This is a genomic window from Chitinilyticum litopenaei DSM 21440 (assembly GCF_000428145.1).
Taxonomy (GTDB): Bacteria; Pseudomonadota; Gammaproteobacteria; order Burkholderiales; family Chitinibacteraceae; genus Chitinilyticum; species Chitinilyticum litopenaei.
Map to the genome: position 1 here is coordinate 1 of NZ_ATZJ01000054.1, position 19992 is coordinate 19992.

A 19992-nucleotide genomic window follows, 5' to 3' on the forward strand; every position below is an offset into this window, starting at 1 on the left:
GAAGCGTGGCTGAAGGCCAACGGCTATCGCTGCCGGATACAGCGCAAAGGGAACAAGAACAAGCCGCTGTCGGAATGCCAGCAGCGCCGCAACCAGCGAATCGCCAAAGTCCGTGCGCGGGTTGAGCATGTGTTCGGCGCAATAGCACAGATGGGCGGCAAACTGATCCGCACCATCGGGCAGGCCCGCGCCGACTTTGCGCTGACGATGCAGGCTCTGGCCTACAACGTGAAACGGTTTACCTGGCTGAAGGAGGCCGGGATCGAGGCGTTCTGACGTCCGAAGCGCCCCCTCGGCCCCCTGAGGCGGGGGAATTCAGGGTCCGCGAGGCAAAAAAGGCCTCGAATTATGCTGGAGCCCCAATGAAATCAGTCCGGCAAGCGGGCTGGTTTGTAAGGTTCCGACTGGAAGCTGATAAATGCCGGGTTATTCGAGGTGCCCAGCTATCGACCGCCACAAGGCTATGTTCCAGACGCAACGACTGCGATTGCCATCGCGGTTGCTGTATGGAAACCAATTTATGGCGAGAAAGAAATCGGCTCGCAAAAACCTTACAGAGCAAGTCTTAAAAATGGCAAGTGGTTCGTAACAGGCTCCCTTCCTAAGGAGCAGGCTGGCGGTACGGCAATTGCGGAGATTTCGAAAGCGGATGGGCGCATTCTGCGCATCAGTCACGGCAAATGATGTCTACCGCAGAAAAAAAGCCACCGCGAAGGTGGCCTGAATCCGTGTCTAGGAGAGTTGCAAGCAGCGCTTGCGTTGGAACCCATTATCCCCGTGCAAACCGATAGCGGCACGGCACAAATCCCCACCGGCAGTCGGTAAAATTTACCTGCAATCAAGGTATAAATCTGCAGCCCATGACCATGTTTGCCTACGCAGCAATACCCTGTGCACGTATGTACTCCAGCAGTTGCCGTGCACTGTGGCGAACATCATCGGTGCTCACCGCCCAGTGCGTCACCAGCCGCAAGAGGCCGTCTTCCGGCGGGTTGATCTTGATGCCATCGCGGAGCAAATCCGCCGCCAGCCGTGCGCCATCCAGTGACGCCGGCACGCGACACCAGACCAGATTGATGTCGAGCTGATCGCGCAGCACCGCAATGCCAGCCGCCCCGTCGATCAAATCGGCCAGCAGTCTGGCATTGGCGTGATCCTCATGCAGGCGCGCGCGCATGTCGGTGAGGCCCAGCAGGCCGGCGGCGGCGAGAATGCCAACCTGGCGCAGGCCACCGCCCAGCAATTTCCGTTTCTTGCGCGCAAGCTCGATAAAGTCACGCGAGCCCAGCAGCAGCGACCCTACCGGCGCGGCGAGGCCTTTCGACAGACACACCATCACCGAATCGGCGCAGGCCGCCAGCGCGGCCGGGTCTTCACCCAGCGCCACCGCCGCATTGAAGAGCCGCGCGCCATCCAGATGCACGGCGATGCCTTTTTCATCGGCCAGACGGCGCACCGCCTGCATGCCGGCCAGCGGCGGCGCGCGGCCGTTGGAATGCGCGTTTTCCAGCGCGATCAGCGCGGTTTTCGGCAGATGGATGTCGCCCGGCGGACGGATGCGCGGGCGGATGGCGTCCGCCCCCAGCTCGCCGGCCTGCGTGGGCACGGGGCGAAGATTGGCGCCGGCAATCACCGCCGCCGCGCCGACCTCGTGCCAGACCAGATGGGAATCCTCGCCACAGATCACCTCATCACCGGGCTGGCAGTGAGTGAACAGCGCCAGCTGGTTGCCGAAGGTGCCGGACGGCACGAACAGCGCCGCGTCCTTCCCCAGCAGCTCGCAGGCCAGTTCTTCGAGGCGCTGCACCGTCGGGTCGTCACCGTACACGTCATCGCCCACGTCGGCCTCGGCCATGGCGCGGCGCATTGCGGGAGTGGGCGGGGTAACGGTGTCGCTGCGCAGGTCGATCCAGTGCATGGGCTGGTCCTCCGGTAAATGGGTTAAGCCGGAGAGCCTAACGCAAGGCTGGCGGCAAGTCAGTCGGGGTTATCGACGACCACTACGGGGCATGGGCGGGCGTCTGTATCAGGACGAGGGCAAATCCGGCCGGGTGGCCACTGATCGTCGCAGGCGAACGATCACCTTCGGCGCTTTACCCGCCCCCTGTTGCCACCCCATTGCTTACACCTAACTTTTGCACCAAGATAATTCTCAGGGTCAGGATCAACCAACAACGATCACTTTTTGGCTGCTTGCGGCATGGCAGCGCCAGCACACCGCGCTTCGCATGGTGCGACAAACCCCAATTTGCAATGCACGGGAGGGCCAATGGCAAAGTATCAGTTTTTCAAGCGGACGATGGATGGCCAGGACGAGATTCGCCATCTGTGCGTCGAGCAGGAGGACTTTATTGCCCGCCGGGAGCAACTGCTGGCACAAGGCTTCGACGTTGCTGGCTATATGATCTACGCGCCCAATGAAGCCATCGCGATTGAACGATTTAATGCCGAAATGGCACTGCCATTACTGGACAGCGGGGATGTGTTGCCTGACTCCCGGGAGCTGGACTGGTATCGGGAGATTGTCATGAAATGCATACGCGGGAAAATATAATTCCATAATCCCGCCATTGCGTTGTGAACGCATCAGGAGCCAGACCCCGGTTTTCCCATGCCTGCACATGAACAAAATCGCCGTAGCTGTGTTGGGTTTCGCTGACGCTCAACCCAACCTACCGCGCTGTGCATGAAGATGTAATCAGTTCGCTTATGAAAAACTGCTTGTGTGATGCTGCTTAATCGAAATCGAACATACTGAACAGCCGCGTCCAGCGCTGGCCGTCGTACAGGCAGGCGCCGTAGGGGCCGGCGGTGAGCAGGAATTGCCCGCAGGGGCTGACGTCGAGCCGGCCCGAGACCATCGCATTGGGCGAGCGTGGGTCGAGTTCCTGCAGCGGGACGAGTTCCTTGCCATCGAGCGCGAACAGTCCACCCCAGCCGCCGAGGATTAGTCGGTCGGCAAACCATACCGCGTCGATGGGCTGGCTGCCCCAGGGCAGGTCGCTGTCGGCCAGCAGCTCCCAGCGGTTTTCGCGCCCGGCCCACACCTTGCCTTTCTGGTCGCTGATGTAGACGCGGCCATCGCCACCGCAACACACGGTTTCCAAATGCGCGTTGCTGGGGAAAGCGCACTGCAGCCAGCGCTTGCCGTCAAAGCGCCATACATCGCCGTAGCCGCCCACCGCGTACATGTCGTCGGCGGCAAAGGCGGCCAGGTCGTTAAAGCCCAGTGTAATCGACCAACTAGCGCGGTAGGTTGGGTTGAGCGCCAGCGAAACCCAACACGTCTGCGGCAATGTCGCTCAAGTGCGGCACCCTTCCTGCATCGTCGCCAATAGCAGCAAACGAGCCCAAACAGCCCCTCAACAATCCACAAGGGTATAGGCCTGTAGCCAATGAAATAAAAAGGCTGCGGACATATACCCACCAGCCCAACAAGAAGCGGCACACCAGCTGCTCTGGCGAAACCTGCAGCTGGCGCCATGACGAACGCGGCAAGCTGATCGCCAGCAGCCACCTCATCCTTGGCGAGAGCGCCGGCAGCCGGATGGCTGGCGTGAGCCACACCAGCCACGCTGACTCGCCATTCGCCCTCACACCATCCGGTTATCCACCCCCGGCAACTCGTGCGGGGCGATGCGGCTGCGCGTCCAGCTCAGGCGGATGGAGGCCAGCCAGCCGTTGCTGAAGCGTTCGTCGTCGATCTCCTTGAGCAGCGGCAATTCGGGGTCGATGGCTTCGGCGCCCATCAGCCAGCGTACGCCTTCGCGGTAATTGTGGTGGCGGCGGTTGCGCTTGTTGCCGTAGATGCCGGCCAGCGCCACCATCGCCTGCGGGTTGCCGGTTTCGGCATCGCGCTGCAGGCCCGGCAGGTATTCGTCGAGTAGCTCGGCTGATTCCAGCCTGGCCATGAAGCCGTAATAGATGCCGGGCAGATCGGGCTCGCCAAGCTCGATGCCGCGCAGCATGGTTTCAATCGCGCCCTTTTCCCAGATCGCGCGTTCGGTCGGGCCTTCGGCCTGCTGCGCGCGCTCGACGTAGATCATCTGGAGGTTGTAGGCGGCATGGTCATAGCCGGCATCGATGGCGCGCCGGTAATACTCGCAGGCACGATCAATATCGACCGCCACCCCCAGGCCGTTGTTGTAGTGGTAGCCCAGCGTCACCGCACAGTGCGGATTCTGTTCACGGTCGCCCATCAGGCAGAGCTGCACCACTTCCTCGTGCCGTTCGAACTGCGCGAGATCCTGCGCCAGCGTGCGCCACATGCTGTGCTGCGGCGCCTCGGCAAAGACTTCGGCAAACCAGCGCTCGCCCACGGCCAGGTCACGGGCGAAGCCGTAGCGGCCGGTGCTGGCGAAATGGCCATAGAGAATGCGCGCGCCCACGGTCTTGCGCGCGTGCGCGCTGGCGATGACCGCCCTGGCTATCCATTGCGGCTCCAGCACGCCGCGCAGCACCAGCCAGAACACGTATTCGATCGCCCATTCATCCTCCAGCGGCAGCAGGTCCACCGCCTGGCGCGCGCACTCGACGGCTTCGTCATAGCGCTGGCGATGCGTCAGGCTGCGCATCAGCCACAGGCATAGCTCCTGGCGGTGCTGCGGGTGCAGCGCGGCAGCCAGTCGTTCGCGCGTGTAGGCCAGCCAGGATTCGGCATCGTCTTCATCGGTATCTTCCTGCAGGAAATCGTTGTAGAAATCGTCACGCCAGATTTCATGCAGCAGGCGATCACGCTCGACGTCGGTCAGGTGCGCGCATTGCGGCGAGGCGACAAAGGCCTCGATGCGCTCGTGACTGCCGCCCCAGCGCGGCTGCAGGAACCACACATAGCGGCGCAGGATGAAAAAGGCCTGCGGATGGATGCTCAGCGTGGCATGCAGCCAGTAATCCTTGCCGCGCAAGGCTTTCTTGCCCTGATAGGCGTCGGGCAGGGCAACCGGGCGCTGCTGCGGCAGGGCCAGCACGCTGTCCAGAGCAATGCCCGAGCGTGCCAGCATTTCAGCCAGCTCGGCTTGCTCTGCGGTGTCGTTGGGGGCGGAAAGGCGCAGGCTCGCTTCGCCCTGCTTGCCGGTGAGCAACAGGCTGCGCAGCCAGTCGCTTTCCTCAAAGGCGGAGACACCCTGCATGATCAGCGCCGGCACCATCCACAGCGTCGGGTCGCGCTCCAGTGCGCGCAGGCCGGCGACGAACATGCGTTCGCTGCAGGCATGCGCCGCCTGCCACATCAGCGGCGTAACCGAGCTGGCCCAGCCGGAGCCGCGATACTGGTAAGCCCAGTGATACCAGTACCAGCACTCCAGCAGCCAGGCATGGCCGGACTCGGGCTGCGCCTGCTGCCAGGCGTGCAGCAGCGCCAGCCCTTCATGGCCCAGCTTGAGCAGCGGCTCGCATTCTTCATACAACCAGTCGGTATAGCGCGCCTCGGCGTCGCGATCGCTCAGTGCGGCAGCGTTGGCCGCGCGCAAGCGGCGATCAAACTCAAGGTATTCACCCGCAGGCAAATACTGCAAAGGGTCTGCAACTGATACAGCAGTAGGGTATTCCGGATAGACAGGCTGGTGCAGCGCGTTTGCTGCAAGCAGGTCGGGAGAGGCAAGGGTCATGGTCGGCTCAGTTCATGGTGGCCAGCGCCGGCGCGGCGCTGGATGAAGGATCGGAATCGGCAGCCGCCACCGGCACCAGCGGCTCGGGCGCAAAGATGGCGGCGGCGGCCCAGGGCAGCGTGCGCCAGTTGCCGCCGCTCAGGCCCAGGTAGTCCTCGACCTCAAGGCGGGCGCGCTGCGAGGCCGGGCCGCCCTGCCCGGCGTGCCGCACCCAGACGGCGCGGGCGCGCGCATACGCCATGCCGAAATCGTCCCAGCCGCGGAACACATCCTGTGCCCGCTGCGCGTTCAGGAACAGCACCAGCCAGGCTTCGTCCTGCGGGATCAGCTCCAGCAAGGCCAGGCAGCGCACCAGAAAGGCGACACGCGCGCAGTCAAAGGCCAGCGCATCGCGCACCGACTCATGCTCGGCGCAATGCGAATAAAAGTAGTGATGCTCGTCGCTGAAGCCACCCAGCCATTGCCGCAGCAGACGCCGCGCAGCGGCCGGCTGGTCAGCGGCGGGCAGCCCGGCCAGACCGCACTCCGCCAGCACGGCGGCGCGCAGTTTTTCGCGCGCGGCAGATTCAAGCGGCAGGAGCAGCTCGGCGCTGTCGGTGGGCAACTGGTTGCGGCGCAGCAGAATATCGGCCAGCGCCAGCGCCCAGCGCCGCCGGTACTGCGCCGGCAGGCCGGGCTCGGCGGCTGCGGCGGGCTCGGGCTCTTTGCCGGGTCGGCCGGGCAGCAGCGCGCGCAGCAGGCGCCAGAGCAGGAACAGCGGCAGCAGGGCCAGCACCAGCAGGCCGGCCAGAATCTTGAACAGGGTTTTCATCTCACACCTCGCGCCAGGCCGCCAGCGCGGGCAGGACAATGCCGTCGATCTGCAGCGGCGCGCCGCGCCCGCCCAGCCAGTCCTGCCACTCTGCAGGCAGTACGCTCGCTGCGGCGTCGGCTTCTTCGGCCTGCAGCAAGGCCGTGAGCTGCGGCACGGCAGCATAGCCGGCCGTCGCCGGCGGGTCGTAAGGGCGCACGCTCAGCGCCAGCCATTGCAGCGCAAGCGGCGTATCCGCCTGCTGCGCCAGCAGGCCGGGATGGCGGCTGAGCACATTGAAGCGCAGCGTTTCATCCGGAGTAGCAAAGACGGTTTCCCAGCCGCTGCGTGCGTCCGCCGGGCCGGCCGGCACAATGCCCATGGCCTCGCAGTCATGATGCGACTGGGGGGTAATGCCCAGCAGCCCAAGCAGGGCAAGAACATCGGCCTGATACCTGTGGATCGGCGGTCGATTCTGCTTGCCCTTGAGTTGATCAAGCGTCAGCGTGCCCTTGCTGCAGTCGACACTGATCGTCACATGCGGCGTATTGCCGGCGCTGCGCAGGGTAAACAGTCGCAGCTTGCCCGCCGCTGCGGCGCTGGCGTACTGCTCGCCATAGCCGCCGCGCAGGCGCTTGCGATCCTGGAATTGCCCGAGGCAATGCTGCATGTGGAAGGATTCGTAGGCCATTTCCTCGCGCAGGTGCGGGCTTTGCGCGTCAAATTCGAAAAAGGTGCCGGTTTCACCCCGCCACACCTGGCGCAAGGCCAGCCCGCTGCTGGGCACCCAGCCCTTGTTGCGGCGCTTTTGCATGCGCAGGTGTTCTTCTTCCCACAGCGCCAGCGCCTGCATGCAGCTGATGCGCTGCAGCTTGTGCTCCAGCCGCGTGCCGCGCCGTGCCAGCAGGAATTCGCACAATTGCCGCTCGCGCTCGACCAGCAGGATGTGCTCGGGGTCGAGAAAGAATACCGGCTCGCCCTGCTGCCATTTTTTCAGCAGCCAGGACGGGCAGGCCGCGTCGCCGCACAGCTGCCGGTACTGCGCGGCATCGGCCAGCGCCAGCACGCCGTCGAAGCAGCCGATGGCCCAGCGGTAGAAATGGTTGAGCAACCAGGCGGCGATCTCGGCATCGTCGCCGCGCGCGACGCTGCGCGCGGCGATGGCAGCCTTGACGGCCGGGGCATTGACGACATCACGGGGCTGGTAGGCATCGGCGGCCATGGCGGCGGGCACGCCCTTGGTCTGCTGCAGGGTCATCACAAGCATCAAGTCGGGAAACTGACGCAATATTTACACAAATCAGGCCGTGATTGCACGACGCCAAACCCCAGCGAGCGAGCAATGTCACAGCGGCACGGCGCTGGCCAGCCGCCAGCCCCGCCCGGCACGGACGCTGCGGGGCGAGCCGGAAATCGGGTAAAATCAGCGCTTTGCCATTTTTGTCGCCGTCGGCCAGACGGCGAGCACGGGGAATTCCATGAGTCTGAAATGCGGTATCGTCGGCCTGCCCAACGTCGGCAAGTCCACCCTCTTCAATGCCTTGACCAAGGCCGGCATCGAAGCCGCCAACTATCCCTTCTGCACCATCGAGCCGAACGTCGGCATCGTGGAAGTCCCCGACGCGCGCCTGGCGCAACTCGCCGAAATCATCAACCCGCAGAAAATCGTCCCGGCCATCGTCGAATTCGTCGACATCGCCGGTCTGGTGGCGGGCGCCTCCAAGGGTGAGGGCCTGGGCAACCAGTTCCTCGCCAACATCCGCGAGACGGATGCCATCGTCAACGTCGTGCGCTGCTTCGAGAACGACAACATCGTGCACGTCGCCGGCCGCATCGACCCGATCGACGACATCATCGTCATCGGCACCGAACTGGCGCTGGCCGACCTCGCGACCGTCGAGAAGGCCATCCAGCGCGAAGGCAAGAAGGCCAAGTCCGGCGACAAGGAAGCGCTGGCCCAGATCAAGGTGCTGGAAAAGCTGCTGCCCCACCTCAACGAAGGCCTGCCGGCACGCTCGGCGGGCCTGTCGGACGACGACAAGCTGGCGATCAAGTCGCTGTGCCTGTTGACCATCAAGCCGGCGATGTACGTCGCCAACGTGGCGGAAGACGGCTTCCAGAACAACCCGCTGCTCGACCGCGTGAAAGAACACGCCGCCAAGGAAGGCGCGCCGGTCGTCGCCGTGTGCGCGGCTATTGAGTCGGAAATCGCCGAGCTGGACGACGCGGACAAGGCCGAATTCCTCGCCGAGCTGGGCCTGGAAGAGCCGGGCCTGAACCGCCTGATCCGCGCCGGTTTTGACCTGCTGGGCCTGCAAACCTACTTCACCGCCGGCGTGAAGGAAGTGCGCGCCTGGACCATCCACAAGGGCGACACCGCCCCGCAGGCCGCCGGCGTGATCCACACCGACTTCGAGCGCGGCTTCATCCGCGCGCAAACCATCTCGTTCGACGACTTCATCCAGTACAAGGGCGAACAGGGCGCCAAGGAAGCCGGCAAGATGCGCGCCGAAGGCAAGGACTACGTGGTGAAGGACGGTGACGTCTTGAACTTCCTGTTCAATGTGTAATGTATAGCCATGCAACCCAATATTTGATTGGGCTGCAGGCGCATACCCACAATGCCCCGCAATTGCGGGGCATTGCTTTATGCTACCCTCCTGTTTCTTGACAATGAACGACAGCAGGACGCGCTATGACCACCTCACTTGCACCCCTTGCCCCCTTGATGACTCCCGAGGTTTTTATTGACCGCTGGGATGGGGTGGCTGGCAGTGAGCGCGCCAATTACCAGCTGTTTTTCGATGATCTGTGTGATCTGCTGGGCGTGCCAAAACGCCAGCCTGCACACGATGACGATACGCTGAATGCCTATGTCGCCGAGCGTTACATCAAATCGCTGGATGGCCTCAGTGCGGGCACCAGCCGCTTTATCGATGTGTATTGCCGGGGCAGCTTCATCTTCGAGGCCAAGAGTTTCAACACCGGCAAACCGGGCAATCAGGGGGCGGAAAACAAGCTGACCGAAGCCCGTGCGCAAGCCGAAGCCTACGCCCGCGCCCTGCCCGATTACGAGCCGCGCCCGGTATTCCTGATCGTGGCGAATGTCGGTCGCTATCTCGCGTTGTATGCCCAGTTCAATGACGGCGACCGCAGCTATGCGATGTACCCCGACAAGGCCAGCTACAAGATTGCGATCACCGATCTGGCCAAGCCGGAAGTACGCGAACGCCTGCGGCAAATCTGGCTCAACCCGCAGGCGCTCAATCCCGAGCTGATCAGCGCTGAAGTCACCCGCCAGGTGTCGCTGCAACTGGCCGAGCTTGCCCGCACGCTGGAACAGCAGCACCGGCCGCAGCAAGTGGCTGCCTTTCTTACCCGCAGCCTGTTCACCATGTTTGCCGAAGACGTCGGGCTGTTGCCAGAAAAAACCTTCACCAGACTCCTGAGCGATTGCCGCACCAAGATCGAAAGCCTGCCGCACAAGCTGGAAGAGCTCTGGGCCAAGATGGACAAGGGCGGTTATTCGGTTGCGCTTGATCTAGCCGTACCGCATTTCAACGGCAAGCTGTTCAAAGACCCGTCTGCCTTGCCGCTGACGCTGGCGCAAATCGAAGCGCTGCTGAGCGCAGCCAAGCAGGACTGGCGACACGTTGAGCCAGCCATTTTCGGCACGCTGATCGAACGCGCGCTCAGCACTGACGAGCGCCACAGCCTCGGCGCGCACTACACGCCGCGCGCTTATGTGGAACGGCTTGTTTGGCCCACGGTGATCGAGCCACTGCGCGCACAATGGCAGCTGGTGCAAACCGCTGCACTGACGCTCGGCAGCGACGGCAAGCTGAAAGATGCGCGTGATGTGCTGATGCGTTTTCATTACCAGCTGTGCCAGACCACGGTGCTTGATCCGGCCTGCGGCTCGGGCAATTTTCTGTATATCGCCATGGAACACATGAAGCGCCTGGAAGGTGAAGTGCTGGCGCTGCTAGAAGATTTTGGCGCCAGCGCCGCACTGGAAACCGAAGGGCTGACGGTCGACCCGCACCAGTTTCTCGGCATCGAGCTCAACCCGCGCGCCGCTGCGGTGGCCGAGCTGGTGCTGTGGATCGGCTATCTGCAATGGCATTACCGCACCAAGGGCAGCGGCCTGCCGCCTACGCCGATTCTGCGCGATTTCAAGAACATCGAATGCCGCGATGCCGTGCTGGCCTATAGCGGCACCGAGCCGGTGCTGGACGAACACGGCCAGCCACAAACCCGCTGGGATGGCAAAACCCGCAAACCGCATCCGGTAACGGGCGAGCTGGTGCCGGACGACAGCGTCCGCGTGCCGCTGCTGCGCTATCTGAACCCGAGCATCCCCGACTGGCCCCGCGCCGATTACATCGTCGGCAACCCGCCGTTTATTGGCGCGCGCACGATTCGTTTGGCATTGGGTGATGGCTATCTGGATGCGGTGCGCAACCTTTATCCAGACGTGCCTGATAATGCCGATTTTGTGATGTACTGGTGGCATCGCTCGGCAGAAATCGTTGCGAAAGGCATGGCGGCTCGTTTTGGTTTGATTACAACAAACAGCCTACGTCAGACATTTAACCGTGCCGTGCTGGAGCGCTGGCTGGCAGACAAAATTCGTTTGTCCTTTGCCATTCCCGATCATCCCTGGGTAGATAGTGCGGACGGTGCGGCAGTCAGGGTAGCCATGACTGTAGGGGGTACGGGCTCGGAGAATGGCCGACTCAGCAATGTTCTGTCGGAAGCATCGGGTGAGAATGACGAAATTGTTGTCACCCTTTCACAGCAAACCGGGCAAATCACCCCTGGGCTTACCATCGGGGTAGACGCAGCGGCGGCGCCGGCCTTGCGCGCCAATGAAGGCATTTGCTGTGTCGGTTACCAACTGACGGGAAAGGGTTTTCGTGTCGATGCGGAGCAAGCACGCCAGCTTGATCCCTTGTTTGGCCAGCCAAGGGCACGCATTCGCCGTTTGGTTACCGGCTCTGACATCACGCAAAGCGATAGCCGCGGATTTGCCATTGATCTTTTTGGCCTGAATGCAGAAACGGTGCGTGCGGAATACCCAGCGATCTATCAATGGGTATATGAAAAGGTAAAGCCAGAACGTGATCACAATAATCGGTCAGCGCTTAGAGAGCGTTGGTGGATTTTTGGTGAAGCAAGAAGCACTTTCCGCCCATCATTGGCAGGATGTGACAGAGCAATTGCCGCATCGTTGACGGCCAAGCATCGAACCTTCGTTTTCGTTGATGCACAGGACATTTGCGACAGTACGACAGTCATGTTTGCATTGCCGGACGCCTTCCACCTCGGCATTCTTTCCAGCCGCGTGCATGTGGCATGGGCTTTGGCGGCGGGCGGCACGCTGGAAGATCGGCCGCGCTACAACAAATCGCGTTGCTTCGAGCCCTTTCCCTTCCCTGCCGCCACGCTCGAACAGCAAGCCCGCATCCGCGAGCTGGCCGAAGCGCTGGACGCGCACCGCAAGAAGGTGCTCGCCACCCACGCCAGCCTGACGCTGACCGGCCTCTACAACGTGCTGGAAAAACTCAAAACCGGCACGACGCTAACCGCCAAGGAACAGCAGATCAATACGCTGGGGCTGGTCAGTGTGCTGCGCAGTCTGCATGACGATCTCGACCATACTGTTGTCGATGCCTACGGCTGGTGGGATTTGCAGCCGCTGCTGGATGTGGCGCAAGGCCATGCGGCCAAGACCGACTGGCCGATGCCGGCGGGTGCTGACCGCGACAATCTCTACCGCAGTCTGCCGACCGACCGCGCACAAGCTGCCGAACATTTCTCCGCACGGGTGCTGGAGCGACTGGTTGCGCTGAATGCCGAGCGCCAGCGCGAGGAAGCGCAAGGCCATGTCCGCTGGCTGCGCCCGGAGTTCCAGAACCCGGCGGCGACTCCGGCACCACAAACCGGCGAGCTGGCAGTGACGCTCGAACAGCCCGCCACCGTCGCCACTCCCATCACGAGCAAGGCCAGCCCATGGCCCAAAACACTGCTGGAGCAGGTCAAGGCAGTTTCCGAGGTACTGCAAGCCGTCAGTGCGCCGCTGGATGCCGAGCAGCTGGCCAGCCAGTTCAGCCGGCTGGGCAAAAACCAGCGCGAAGCCCTGCTGCAGATTATCGCCACGCTGGAAAGCGTGCATCGTGTGCAGCGGCTGGACGACGGGCGCCTGCAGTGGCTGGCGTAAACAACAGACCAACGTGTGAAGGAGAAAGGAATGGTGCAGGACAAAATCGGCCAAACACCGCACGCAAGTTTTGAAGGTATTCGCCACAAGGATGAAGAAGGTAACGAGTTCTGGCTGGCTCGCGAGTTGGCCCCGTTGCTGGACTACCAGGCCTGGCGCAATTTTGTGCTGGTGATGAACAAAGCCCGTATCGCCTGTGAGCGTTCAGGCAAGGTAGTAAGTGACCATTTTGTTGATTCCGACAAAATGGTCGAAATCGGTTCTGGTGCAAAACGCGAGATTGAGGACGTTCGGCTATCCCGCTACGCCTGCTACCTGATCGTGCAGAACGGCGACCCAAGCAAGCCGGTCATCGCCAATGGCCAGACGTATTTCGCCATCCAGACCCGCCGGCAGGAGCTGGCCGACAACGCACAATTTGCCCGGCTGACCGAAGACGAGAAGCGGCTGGCCATCCGCAACGAGCTGGCACAGCACAACAAGTATCTGGCTGCTGCAGCGCAGGATGCGGGGGTGGTCGAATCAAAAGATTTCGCCATTTTTCAGGATCACGGTTACCGGGGTCTATATGGCGGCATGGGGCAGAAAGACATCCATGCCCACAAGGGGCTGAAGAAAAGCCAGAAAATTCTGGATCACATGGGCAGCACCGAGCTGGCAGCCAACCTGTTCCGCGCCACGCAAACCGAGGAAAAGCTGCGTCGTGATGGCGTGCAGAGCAAGCAGCAAGCCAACCTTACGCATTACGAGGTTGGCCAGAAAGTCCGCCAGACCATTGAAGAGCTGGGCGGCACGATGCCGGAAGATTTGCCCACACCCGAGCAAAGTATTGGGCAGCTGGAAAGGGCCAGGCAAAAACGCCTGAAAAATACGGACGAAGAATAAGCCTTCGTAGCATTGCTGCAGCGAGTAATGCCCATACTCGCCGCAAAAACTGTGGTGAATTTCCATCCGGTGAACAGGCTCTCGGTTTTATCAGCTACGTTGCCATCATGCGGCTTATTGTCTTCAGTTCACCGTATTAAAATTGATGTGTATATGAGCGTAGCCATTGCAGATAAATGGCTTCCGCCTTATACAGCAGCCTGTATCTACAGCAAGGAAATGCACGATGCGCTGCCTGCCCTTCTTCCTGTTCACGCTGGCTGCGCCAGCCTTCGCGGTTCTGCCTGATGTGCAGGATGGCGATCTGGTGTTTCATACCTCGCGCTCGACGCAGAGCCTGGCGGTGCAGCGGGCGACGGGGTCGAAGTACAGCCACATGGGCATGGTGTTTCTGAAGCACGGTCAGCCCTATGTGCTGGAGGCGGTGAGCACGGTGCGCTATACGCCACTGGCGGAGTGGGCGGCGCGCGGCAAGGGCGGCAAGCTGGTGGCGAAGCGCCTGAAAGCGGGCTTGAGCCCGGCGCAGGCCGCGCGGCTGCGCAAGGAGGCCGAACGCTATCTCGGCAAATCCTACGACCTGACCTTCGAATGGTCGGACCAGCGCATCTATTGTTCCGAGCTGGTGTGGAAAAGCTACGAGCGCGCGCTGGGTATCCGCCTCGGGGAAACGCAAAAACTGCGCGACTTCCGGCTGGATGATCCGGCGGTCGCCGCCAAGCTGCGCGAGCGGTATGGCAAGGCGGTGCCGCTGGCTGAAACGGTGATCTCGCCGGCGGCGATGTTCAGCGCCGACAATCTGCGCACGCTGTAGTACAGGCTGCCAGGCAGCCAATCGTGCGTGGCCCGTGCCAGGGTCAGCCGTGCAGAGCCGCCCCGCTATGGCGGGAGACTTGCGGGCCGCGCCCGCTTCAGCGCTCGGCCGTCGTGCCGGTGCCGGCCTCCCGCGCCAGCAGTTCGCGCTTGCGGTCGATGCCCCAGGCGTAACCGGCGAGTGCGCCGTCGGTGCGCACGACGCGGTGGCAGGGGATGGCGACGGCCAGGGAATTGGCGGCGCAGGCGCTGGCGACGGCACGCACGGCGCGGGGCTGGCCGATGCGGGCGGCAAGCTCGCTGTAGGAGACGGTCTGGCCGGCAGGAATCTGGCGCAGCGCCTGCCACACGCGCTGCTGAAAGGCGGTACCGCGCACGTCCAGCGGCAGGGCGTGGCCAAGGCCGGGCGCTTCGACCAGGGCGACCACCTGTGCGACCAGTGTTTCGTAGGCCGCGTCGGCGCCGATCAGCTGCGCGCGGCTGAAGCGGTCCTGCAACTCGCGCAACAGGGCTTCGGGATCATCGCCCAGCAGGATGGCCACCACGCCGTGCGCGCTGGAGGCGACCAGGATGGCGCCCAGCGCGCTCTGGCCAATGGCGAAGCGGATCGCCTCGCGCTCGCCGCCGGCCCGGTAGCGGCTGGGTGTCATGCCCAGGAGTGCAGTGGATTGCTCGTAGAAGCGCCCGCTGGAATTGAAACCGGCGGCGTAGGCGGCGCTGGTGACACTGTCGGCCTGCGGCAGTGCGGCACGCAGTTTTTCTGCCCGCTGGGCGCTGGCGTAGGCCTTGGGCGTGAGGCCGGTCTGCGCCTTGAACAGGCGGTGCAGATGGCCGGGGCTGAGCCCCAGTTGCGCCGCCAGGGCAGCCAGCGGCGGCGCTTCGTCCTGCGCGGCGAGCAGGCGGCAGGCACGCGCAATCAGCTCGGCATGGCGGCTGTCCGCGGCGGGCTCGTCGGGGTGGCAGCGCAGGCAGGGCCGGCAGCCGCTGGCGCGTGCGCTTGCCAGTGTGTCGTGCAGGCGCACGTGTTCCGGCCGGGCCAGCCGCGAGGGGCAGGAGGGCCGGCAGTACACGCCCGTGGTGCTGACCGAATACCAGAACTGCCCGTCTGCCGTGCGGTCGCGGGCAACGATGCGCGCCCAGCGCGGGTCATCGGTAATGCTGGCGGGCGGCGGGCGGGAAGGATCGGTGGTCATGGCTGGGCTCCGGAATCCGACGGGCCGGCTTGTCGGCCCATCCTGATGTACTGCTAGGCTCTGTTGAGGTTGGATTGGTTTTTACGCAGCCCCGCCAGCGTAGCCTGCTCAGCAACTCGTCATGCCGGCGAAAGCCGGCATCCAGGGCGCCGCTCAAACCGGCATTGCCGCTGGATTCCGGCGTTGACCGCAAGAGAATCCCCGTGGGACGCCGGAATGACGAATTGTACTTTGCTGAGGTAGCTATCTAATCAGGATTGGTTTTGCTGGCAAGACCGCTCGGCAATTGCTGAAATCCGCCCGGCCAGACGGCTCCCGGCTCAGCTGCGGCAAATCGACACGCCGCCATCCACCAGCATGGCGCTGCCGGTGATGAAGCTGGCGGCGGGCGAAGCAAGAAACAGCGCGGCTTCGGCGATTTCTTCCGGCTGCGCCAGGCGTTTGAGCGCATGCAGGCCCTCGACAAACTCGCGTGCCCCGGGTGCGCTGGTGGCGGCCCTGCCCATCGGGGTGTCGGTGCCGCCGGGCAGCAGCGCGTTGACGCGTATGCCCTGCGCGCCGTACTCCGCGGCCAGCACCTGCACCATGCCAACCAGGCCGGCCTTGGCCGCCGCATAAGCCGCCATGCCGGGCAAGCCGGCGGTATGGCCGACAAAGCTGCCGGTAAACAGCAGCGCGCCGCCACCGCGCGCCAGCAAGGCCGGCAGCTGGTATTTGGCGCCGAGAAAGGCGCTGCCCAGATTGCTGGCCAGTACCTCATCCCAGTCGGCCAGCGCCAGCTCGGGCAGCGCGCAGGCCGAACCGGTGCTGCCGGCATTGTTGAAGGCAATATCCAGCCCGCCGTATTCGCCGACGGCAACCTCGACCAGTTGCCGGGCCAGCGCCTCATCGCGGATGTCGCCCGCCACGGCGATGGCCTCTCCGCCTCCCGCGCGGATGGCCTGCACCAGCGCGGTCAGCGCCGCCTGACGCCGTCCGGTGAGCAGCACCCGTGCGCCGGCGCGCGCAAACCGCAGCGCGGTAGCCGCGCCGATGCCCGAGCTTGCGCCAGTAATCAGCGCCACCTTGTCCTGTAATGCCAGCATTGCGTTCTCCTGATTGTCACTGTCCTGCGCAGCCCCCATGGCAGCGCAGCGTCAGGCGCAACACTATCCGCCCCGGCCAGCCGCCACACTCCGGTTCTTGCCATGCAATCCCGGCAGGCTGGCAGTCAGTCAGAAACTGGCAAGGTATCTGCCCACAGCCCTTTTTAGAAAAAGGCTGCAAAGATATACCCAGCATAAAACCTGTCTGCGCCAGCGGGTCTGCACACGCAGCAGCCCGCTTGTGCGCAGATTTCCCTTGTCAAGCGCCGTGGCGGAATTAATACTCCAAGCTTTCATATTTTTTACGCATTATAAGGATTTGCTGACATGACTCTAGCTGATGCGGTGTTGCGCCCCGCCCTGCTCGCCTGCACGCTCACAGGCTTGCTCGCCGGTCTGAGTGGCTGCGAGCTCAGCCAGTCGGCCACCGGCGACAACCCGGTACCGCCCGTAGCCAAGCTGGCTGTGCCCTTCTGCCTGAACGACCAGTGCGGCGTCGTCGATCAGGATGGCAAGGTACTGGTGCCTTTCGGCAAGGCAGGCGCCTACACCACCGGCAAATTCGACCGCTACGTCATCGACAGTGGCGGCAACTGGAATCTGCGCATGCTGGACGGCAAGGTGCTGGGGCAATATCCGGGCACGATCCGTTTTCTGGGGCATGGCCTGTTTGCAATTGCCGAGGACGATGAGAGCTACCGCCTGTTCACCGCTGACGGCAAGCCCATCTCGGACGAGATCTACGCAGACATCTTTCGCGGCGGCGCGGATGAGTATCTCGTCTACCAGCAAAACGGCAGGCAGGGCCTGCTGGACCTGCAGGGCAAGCCGCTGACCGCGCCCGAGTTTGACAGCATTGCCAGCAGCAACGAGCACAGCCTGGCCAGCCTTGGCGGCCTGGTGTTGGCGGAAAAATCCGGCAAATCCTGGCTGATCAACAGCAAAACCGGCAAATCCTGGGCGGTGGACTTTGATGACATGGACCCCATCCGCGATGGCGTGCTGCTGGTGAAACGCCAGCCCACGGAAGCACAGCCGGAAACGCTGTACGGCCTGATCAACGCCGAAGGCAAGCTGGTGGTGCCGCTGGCGCCGCGCCGCCTGGGCCAGCCGGCCAATGGCCTGCTGGCCTTCCACACCAAGGATGACGAGCGCTGCGGCTATCTGGACTTCCAGGGCAAGGAGGTGATTCCACCCCGCTTTACCAGTTGCGAGCCCTTCGGCAAGCAGTTTGCCTTCGCCAGACACCCGGACAATGGCAAGTACGGCCTGATCAAGCGTGATGGCAACTGGCAGGGCGCGCAGGAATGGGATTATGTCTACGGTGCCGGCTACAACCGCATCGGCGGATATGACGACAGCCCGGGGCTGGCGACGGCCTTCAAGGGCCAGACCGTTTTCGACTATGCGATCACGCTGTTCGACACCGACAGCGGCCAGCCGCTGACCAGGGGCGAGGGCTATATCGCCATGGGCACGCTCGGCGCCGATCTGCTGACCTTCAGCACCAAGGATGCCCCGGCAGGGCGGCACGGCGGGGCGGAAGACGGCATTGCGGTGCCGGGCATGGGGCTGATGGATCGCACGGAGAAGGTGCTCGTCAAATCCGAAGGTTACGCGCATTTCTGGGCAGACCCGACCGGCACGCTGCTGACGGCCGCCACCCCGGATGGTCTGACGCACGTTTTCAACAGACAGGGCCGACGCCTTACGCTGATTGCCGCACCGGAGCTGCAGGTGCGCAAGGATCTGGGCGTCTTCTTCACCTACGACCAGGAGGACGGCGCCTCGCGCGACAGTATGGCGCAGCGCTTTCAGGCCATCCGTGGCGTGTATGCGCTGGATGGCCGCCAGTTGCTGATGGTGCGCAATCTGCCCTGCGGCGCACAGCAACTGCTCAATGCCCGCAACGAACCCATCTGGCCGGAAAAGGCGGACAGTTATTGTCCGCTGTAAATCCGCGCAATCATCTGCAATGGGTATAAGCCTGAAAGCCAACACTGAAAATGGCTTTCAGGCAATACACCACCTTATAAATATGCAGCAGCGCGGCAAATCCCAGGCGGAAACGCAGAGCACAGGCAGCGCCTGACCTGAGCAGACCGCGGCCCGCACAAGCGGCAGCGCCATCCGCCACGGCGCAAGCGCCGTACGATGCGCCGCCTGTCCGGTCTGCTGGCCTTGTCTTCGCGGCGAAGGGCAGACGGACTGGCCCGGTTTCAGCCGGAAAGGACGCGCGTGGTAGACTGCGCGCTCGTTTTCCGGACCCGCACCATGACCTACGCTCCTCCCGCCAACACTGGCCTCGACCTGGTTTATGCCGACGCGCATCTGGTGGTCGTCAACAAGCCAGCCGGCCTCTTGTCCGTGCCGGGACGTGGCGAGCACAAGGCCGATTGCCTGGTGGCGCGGGTAATGCAGGACTACCCGGATGCGATGATCGTGCACCGGCTGGACATGGATACCTCGGGCCTCCTGGTGCTCGGGCGCGGGCCCGAGATGCAGCGCGCGCTCTCCATCCTCTTCATGAACCGGCAGGTGGACAAGCGCTATGTGGCGCTGGCCGAGGGCAAACTGCCGCAGGATTCGGGCAGCATCGACCTGCCGCTGAATGTGGACTGGCCCAACCGCCCGAAGCACATGGTCGATTTCGAGAACGGCAAGCCCTCGCTGACCCGTTTCGCGACGCTGGGCTACGATGCGGCACTGGATGCCACCCGCGTGGCGCTGGAGCCGGTCACCGGGCGGTCGCACCAGTTGCGCGTGCACCTGCTGGCCATCGGCCATCCCATCCTCGGCGACGAGTTGTACGCCAGCCCGGCAGGGCGCGCCAAAGCGCCGCGCCTGTGTCTGCATGCCGAATTGCTCGCACTCGTGCACCCGGTCAGCGGCGAGCGCCTGTGCTGGGAACGTCCCGCGCCATTCTGAAAGCGGCTGGCCAGAAGGCCGGTGCGACCACAAGGCCCATCCGAGCCAGGTATATCCCTGCACCCCAATATCATCATTGGCTATAGAGCCATACCCCTGAAAAACGCAGGCGGCGCATGCCAGAGCCTTGCGCTTCTGCCCCCGCCTGGCGCGCTCACGCCAGCACCAGCCGGCTGTTCCGCCCAATGGCCGGGTCTGGTTTCAGCATGCCGCTAGTGCTCTGAGCGCAACGAATCTTTAGCTTTCGCAACCTTTTCCAATATCGCAGATGACGTCGCGGTCCAGCGGTAAGGCTTGGGGGTGGCGTTGCGCTGCTCAAGGTAGCGCGCAATGGTTTCCTCCAGCTCCCCGACGCTGCGAAACACACCCCGGCGCAGCTGGTCATCGGTCAGGTCGCGAAAAAAACGCTCGACCAGATTCAGCCAGGACGCACTGGTCGGAGTGAAGTGCAGATGGATGCGCGGATTTTTGG

17 protein-coding genes and 1 pseudogene are annotated in these 19992 nt (G+C 63.3%); 10 read left to right on the plus strand and 8 right to left on the minus strand.

Going from position 1 to position 19992, the window contains the following annotated elements; all coding sequences use genetic code 11:
* Both C515_RS21400 and C515_RS23170 read left to right on the plus strand, forming a co-directional pair.
* Window positions 1–276, plus strand: a 276-nt coding sequence (locus C515_RS21400) for a transposase (protein ID WP_028456358.1), incomplete at its 5' end; no start/stop codon positions are given.
* Between the two features lie 159 nt (window positions 277–435).
* On the plus strand, window positions 436–684 hold the full coding sequence (locus C515_RS23170) for an NTF2 fold immunity protein (RefSeq protein ID WP_158380846.1): 249 nt from the start codon (window positions 436–438) through the stop codon (window positions 682–684).
* A 190-nt stretch (window positions 685–874) separates the two neighbouring features.
* Here the strand turns inward: C515_RS23170 and C515_RS0115095 are convergent, their stop codons facing one another.
* A complete protein-coding gene (locus C515_RS0115095) occupies window positions 875–1918 on the minus strand; it encodes a threonine aldolase family protein (RefSeq protein WP_028456207.1) in 1044 nt (347 codons plus the stop codon).
* Window positions 1919–2269: 351 nt separating this feature from the next.
* Here C515_RS0115095 and C515_RS21405 point away from each other — a divergent pair, with 351 nt between their 5' ends.
* Window positions 2270–2554 carry a hypothetical protein gene (locus tag C515_RS21405; protein WP_043649893.1) on the plus strand — a complete coding sequence of 95 codons (285 nt, stop codon included), beginning with the start codon at window positions 2270–2272 and terminating at the stop codon, window positions 2552–2554.
* Between the two features lie 181 nt (window positions 2555–2735).
* On the opposite strand, the gene C515_RS21410 is transcribed toward C515_RS21405, so the two are convergent.
* The 4 genes from C515_RS21410 to C515_RS24095 all read right to left on the minus strand — a co-directional run bounded on the left by C515_RS21410 (window position 2736) and on the right by C515_RS24095 (window position 7654).
* Window positions 2736–3296, minus strand: a complete 561-nt coding sequence (locus C515_RS21410) for a hypothetical protein (protein WP_051305006.1) — start codon at window positions 3294–3296, stop codon at window positions 2736–2738.
* 297 nt (window positions 3297–3593) lie between these two features.
* Window positions 3594–5606: a DUF4034 domain-containing protein gene (locus C515_RS0115110; RefSeq protein WP_081686990.1), complete on the minus strand. Its 2013-nt coding sequence runs from the start codon at window positions 5604–5606 to the stop codon at window positions 3594–3596.
* Window positions 5607–5613: 7 nt separating this feature from the next.
* Window positions 5614–6417, minus strand: a complete 804-nt coding sequence (locus C515_RS22715) for a DUF1266 domain-containing protein (RefSeq protein WP_051305007.1) — start codon at window positions 6415–6417, stop codon at window positions 5614–5616.
* Between the two features lies 1 nt (window position 6418).
* The gene (locus tag C515_RS24095; protein ID WP_051305008.1) at window positions 6419–7654 is read right to left on the minus strand and encodes a hypothetical protein; all 1236 of its coding nucleotides are present in this window, start codon (window positions 7652–7654) and stop codon (window positions 6419–6421) included.
* A gap of 220 nt (window positions 7655–7874) precedes the next feature.
* Here C515_RS24095 and ychF point away from each other — a divergent pair, with 220 nt between their 5' ends.
* The 5 genes from ychF (at window position 7875) to C515_RS0115140 (ending at window position 14315) form a co-directional block, all read left to right on the plus strand.
* Window positions 7875–8966: a redox-regulated ATPase YchF gene (ychF, locus tag C515_RS0115125; RefSeq protein ID WP_028456210.1), complete on the plus strand. Its 1092-nt coding sequence runs from the start codon at window positions 7875–7877 to the stop codon at window positions 8964–8966.
* 125 nt (window positions 8967–9091) lie between these two features.
* On the plus strand, window positions 9092–12619 hold the full coding sequence (locus C515_RS0115130; protein WP_028456211.1) for a class I SAM-dependent DNA methyltransferase: 3528 nt from the start codon (window positions 9092–9094) through the stop codon (window positions 12617–12619).
* A gap of 30 nt (window positions 12620–12649) precedes the next feature.
* Window positions 12650–13504, plus strand: coding sequence for a DNA damage-inducible protein D (dinD, locus tag C515_RS0115135; RefSeq protein WP_028456212.1), 855 nt, complete (start codon window positions 12650–12652; stop codon window positions 13502–13504).
* 27 nt (window positions 13505–13531) lie between these two features.
* Window positions 13532–13792: a hypothetical protein gene (locus C515_RS23675; RefSeq protein WP_144290486.1), complete on the plus strand. Its 261-nt coding sequence runs from the start codon at window positions 13532–13534 to the stop codon at window positions 13790–13792.
* A complete protein-coding gene (locus tag C515_RS0115140) occupies window positions 13731–14315 on the plus strand; it encodes a YiiX family permuted papain-like enzyme (RefSeq protein ID WP_028456213.1) in 585 nt (194 codons plus the stop codon). The genes C515_RS23675 and C515_RS0115140 overlap by 62 nt, the downstream gene beginning before the upstream one ends.
* 97 nt (window positions 14316–14412) lie before the next feature.
* On the opposite strand, the gene ada is transcribed toward C515_RS0115140, so the two are convergent.
* Together ada and C515_RS0115150 are read right to left on the minus strand one after the other, a co-directional pair.
* Window positions 14413–15507, minus strand: coding sequence for a bifunctional DNA-binding transcriptional regulator/O6-methylguanine-DNA methyltransferase Ada (ada, locus tag C515_RS21420; protein ID WP_043649896.1), 1095 nt, complete (start codon window positions 15505–15507; stop codon window positions 14413–14415).
* 320 nt (window positions 15508–15827) lie between these two features.
* Window positions 15828–16592: an SDR family oxidoreductase gene (locus tag C515_RS0115150; protein ID WP_028456214.1), complete on the minus strand. Its 765-nt coding sequence runs from the start codon at window positions 16590–16592 to the stop codon at window positions 15828–15830.
* Window positions 16593–16919: 327 nt separating this feature from the next.
* Here C515_RS0115150 and C515_RS0115155 point away from each other — a divergent pair, with 327 nt between their 5' ends.
* Window positions 16920–18548 carry a WG repeat-containing protein gene (locus C515_RS0115155; protein ID WP_081686992.1) on the plus strand — a complete coding sequence of 543 codons (1629 nt, stop codon included), beginning with the start codon at window positions 16920–16922 and terminating at the stop codon, window positions 18546–18548.
* 318 nt (window positions 18549–18866) lie between these two features.
* Window positions 18867–19520 carry an RluA family pseudouridine synthase gene (locus tag C515_RS0115160; RefSeq protein ID WP_028456216.1) on the plus strand — a complete coding sequence of 218 codons (654 nt, stop codon included), beginning with the start codon at window positions 18867–18869 and terminating at the stop codon, window positions 19518–19520.
* Window positions 19521–19732: 212 nt separating this feature from the next.
* Here C515_RS0115160 and C515_RS0115165 read toward each other — a convergent pair.
* Window positions 19733–19992, minus strand: a pseudogene (locus tag C515_RS0115165) (IS630 family transposase); the annotation flags it as partial.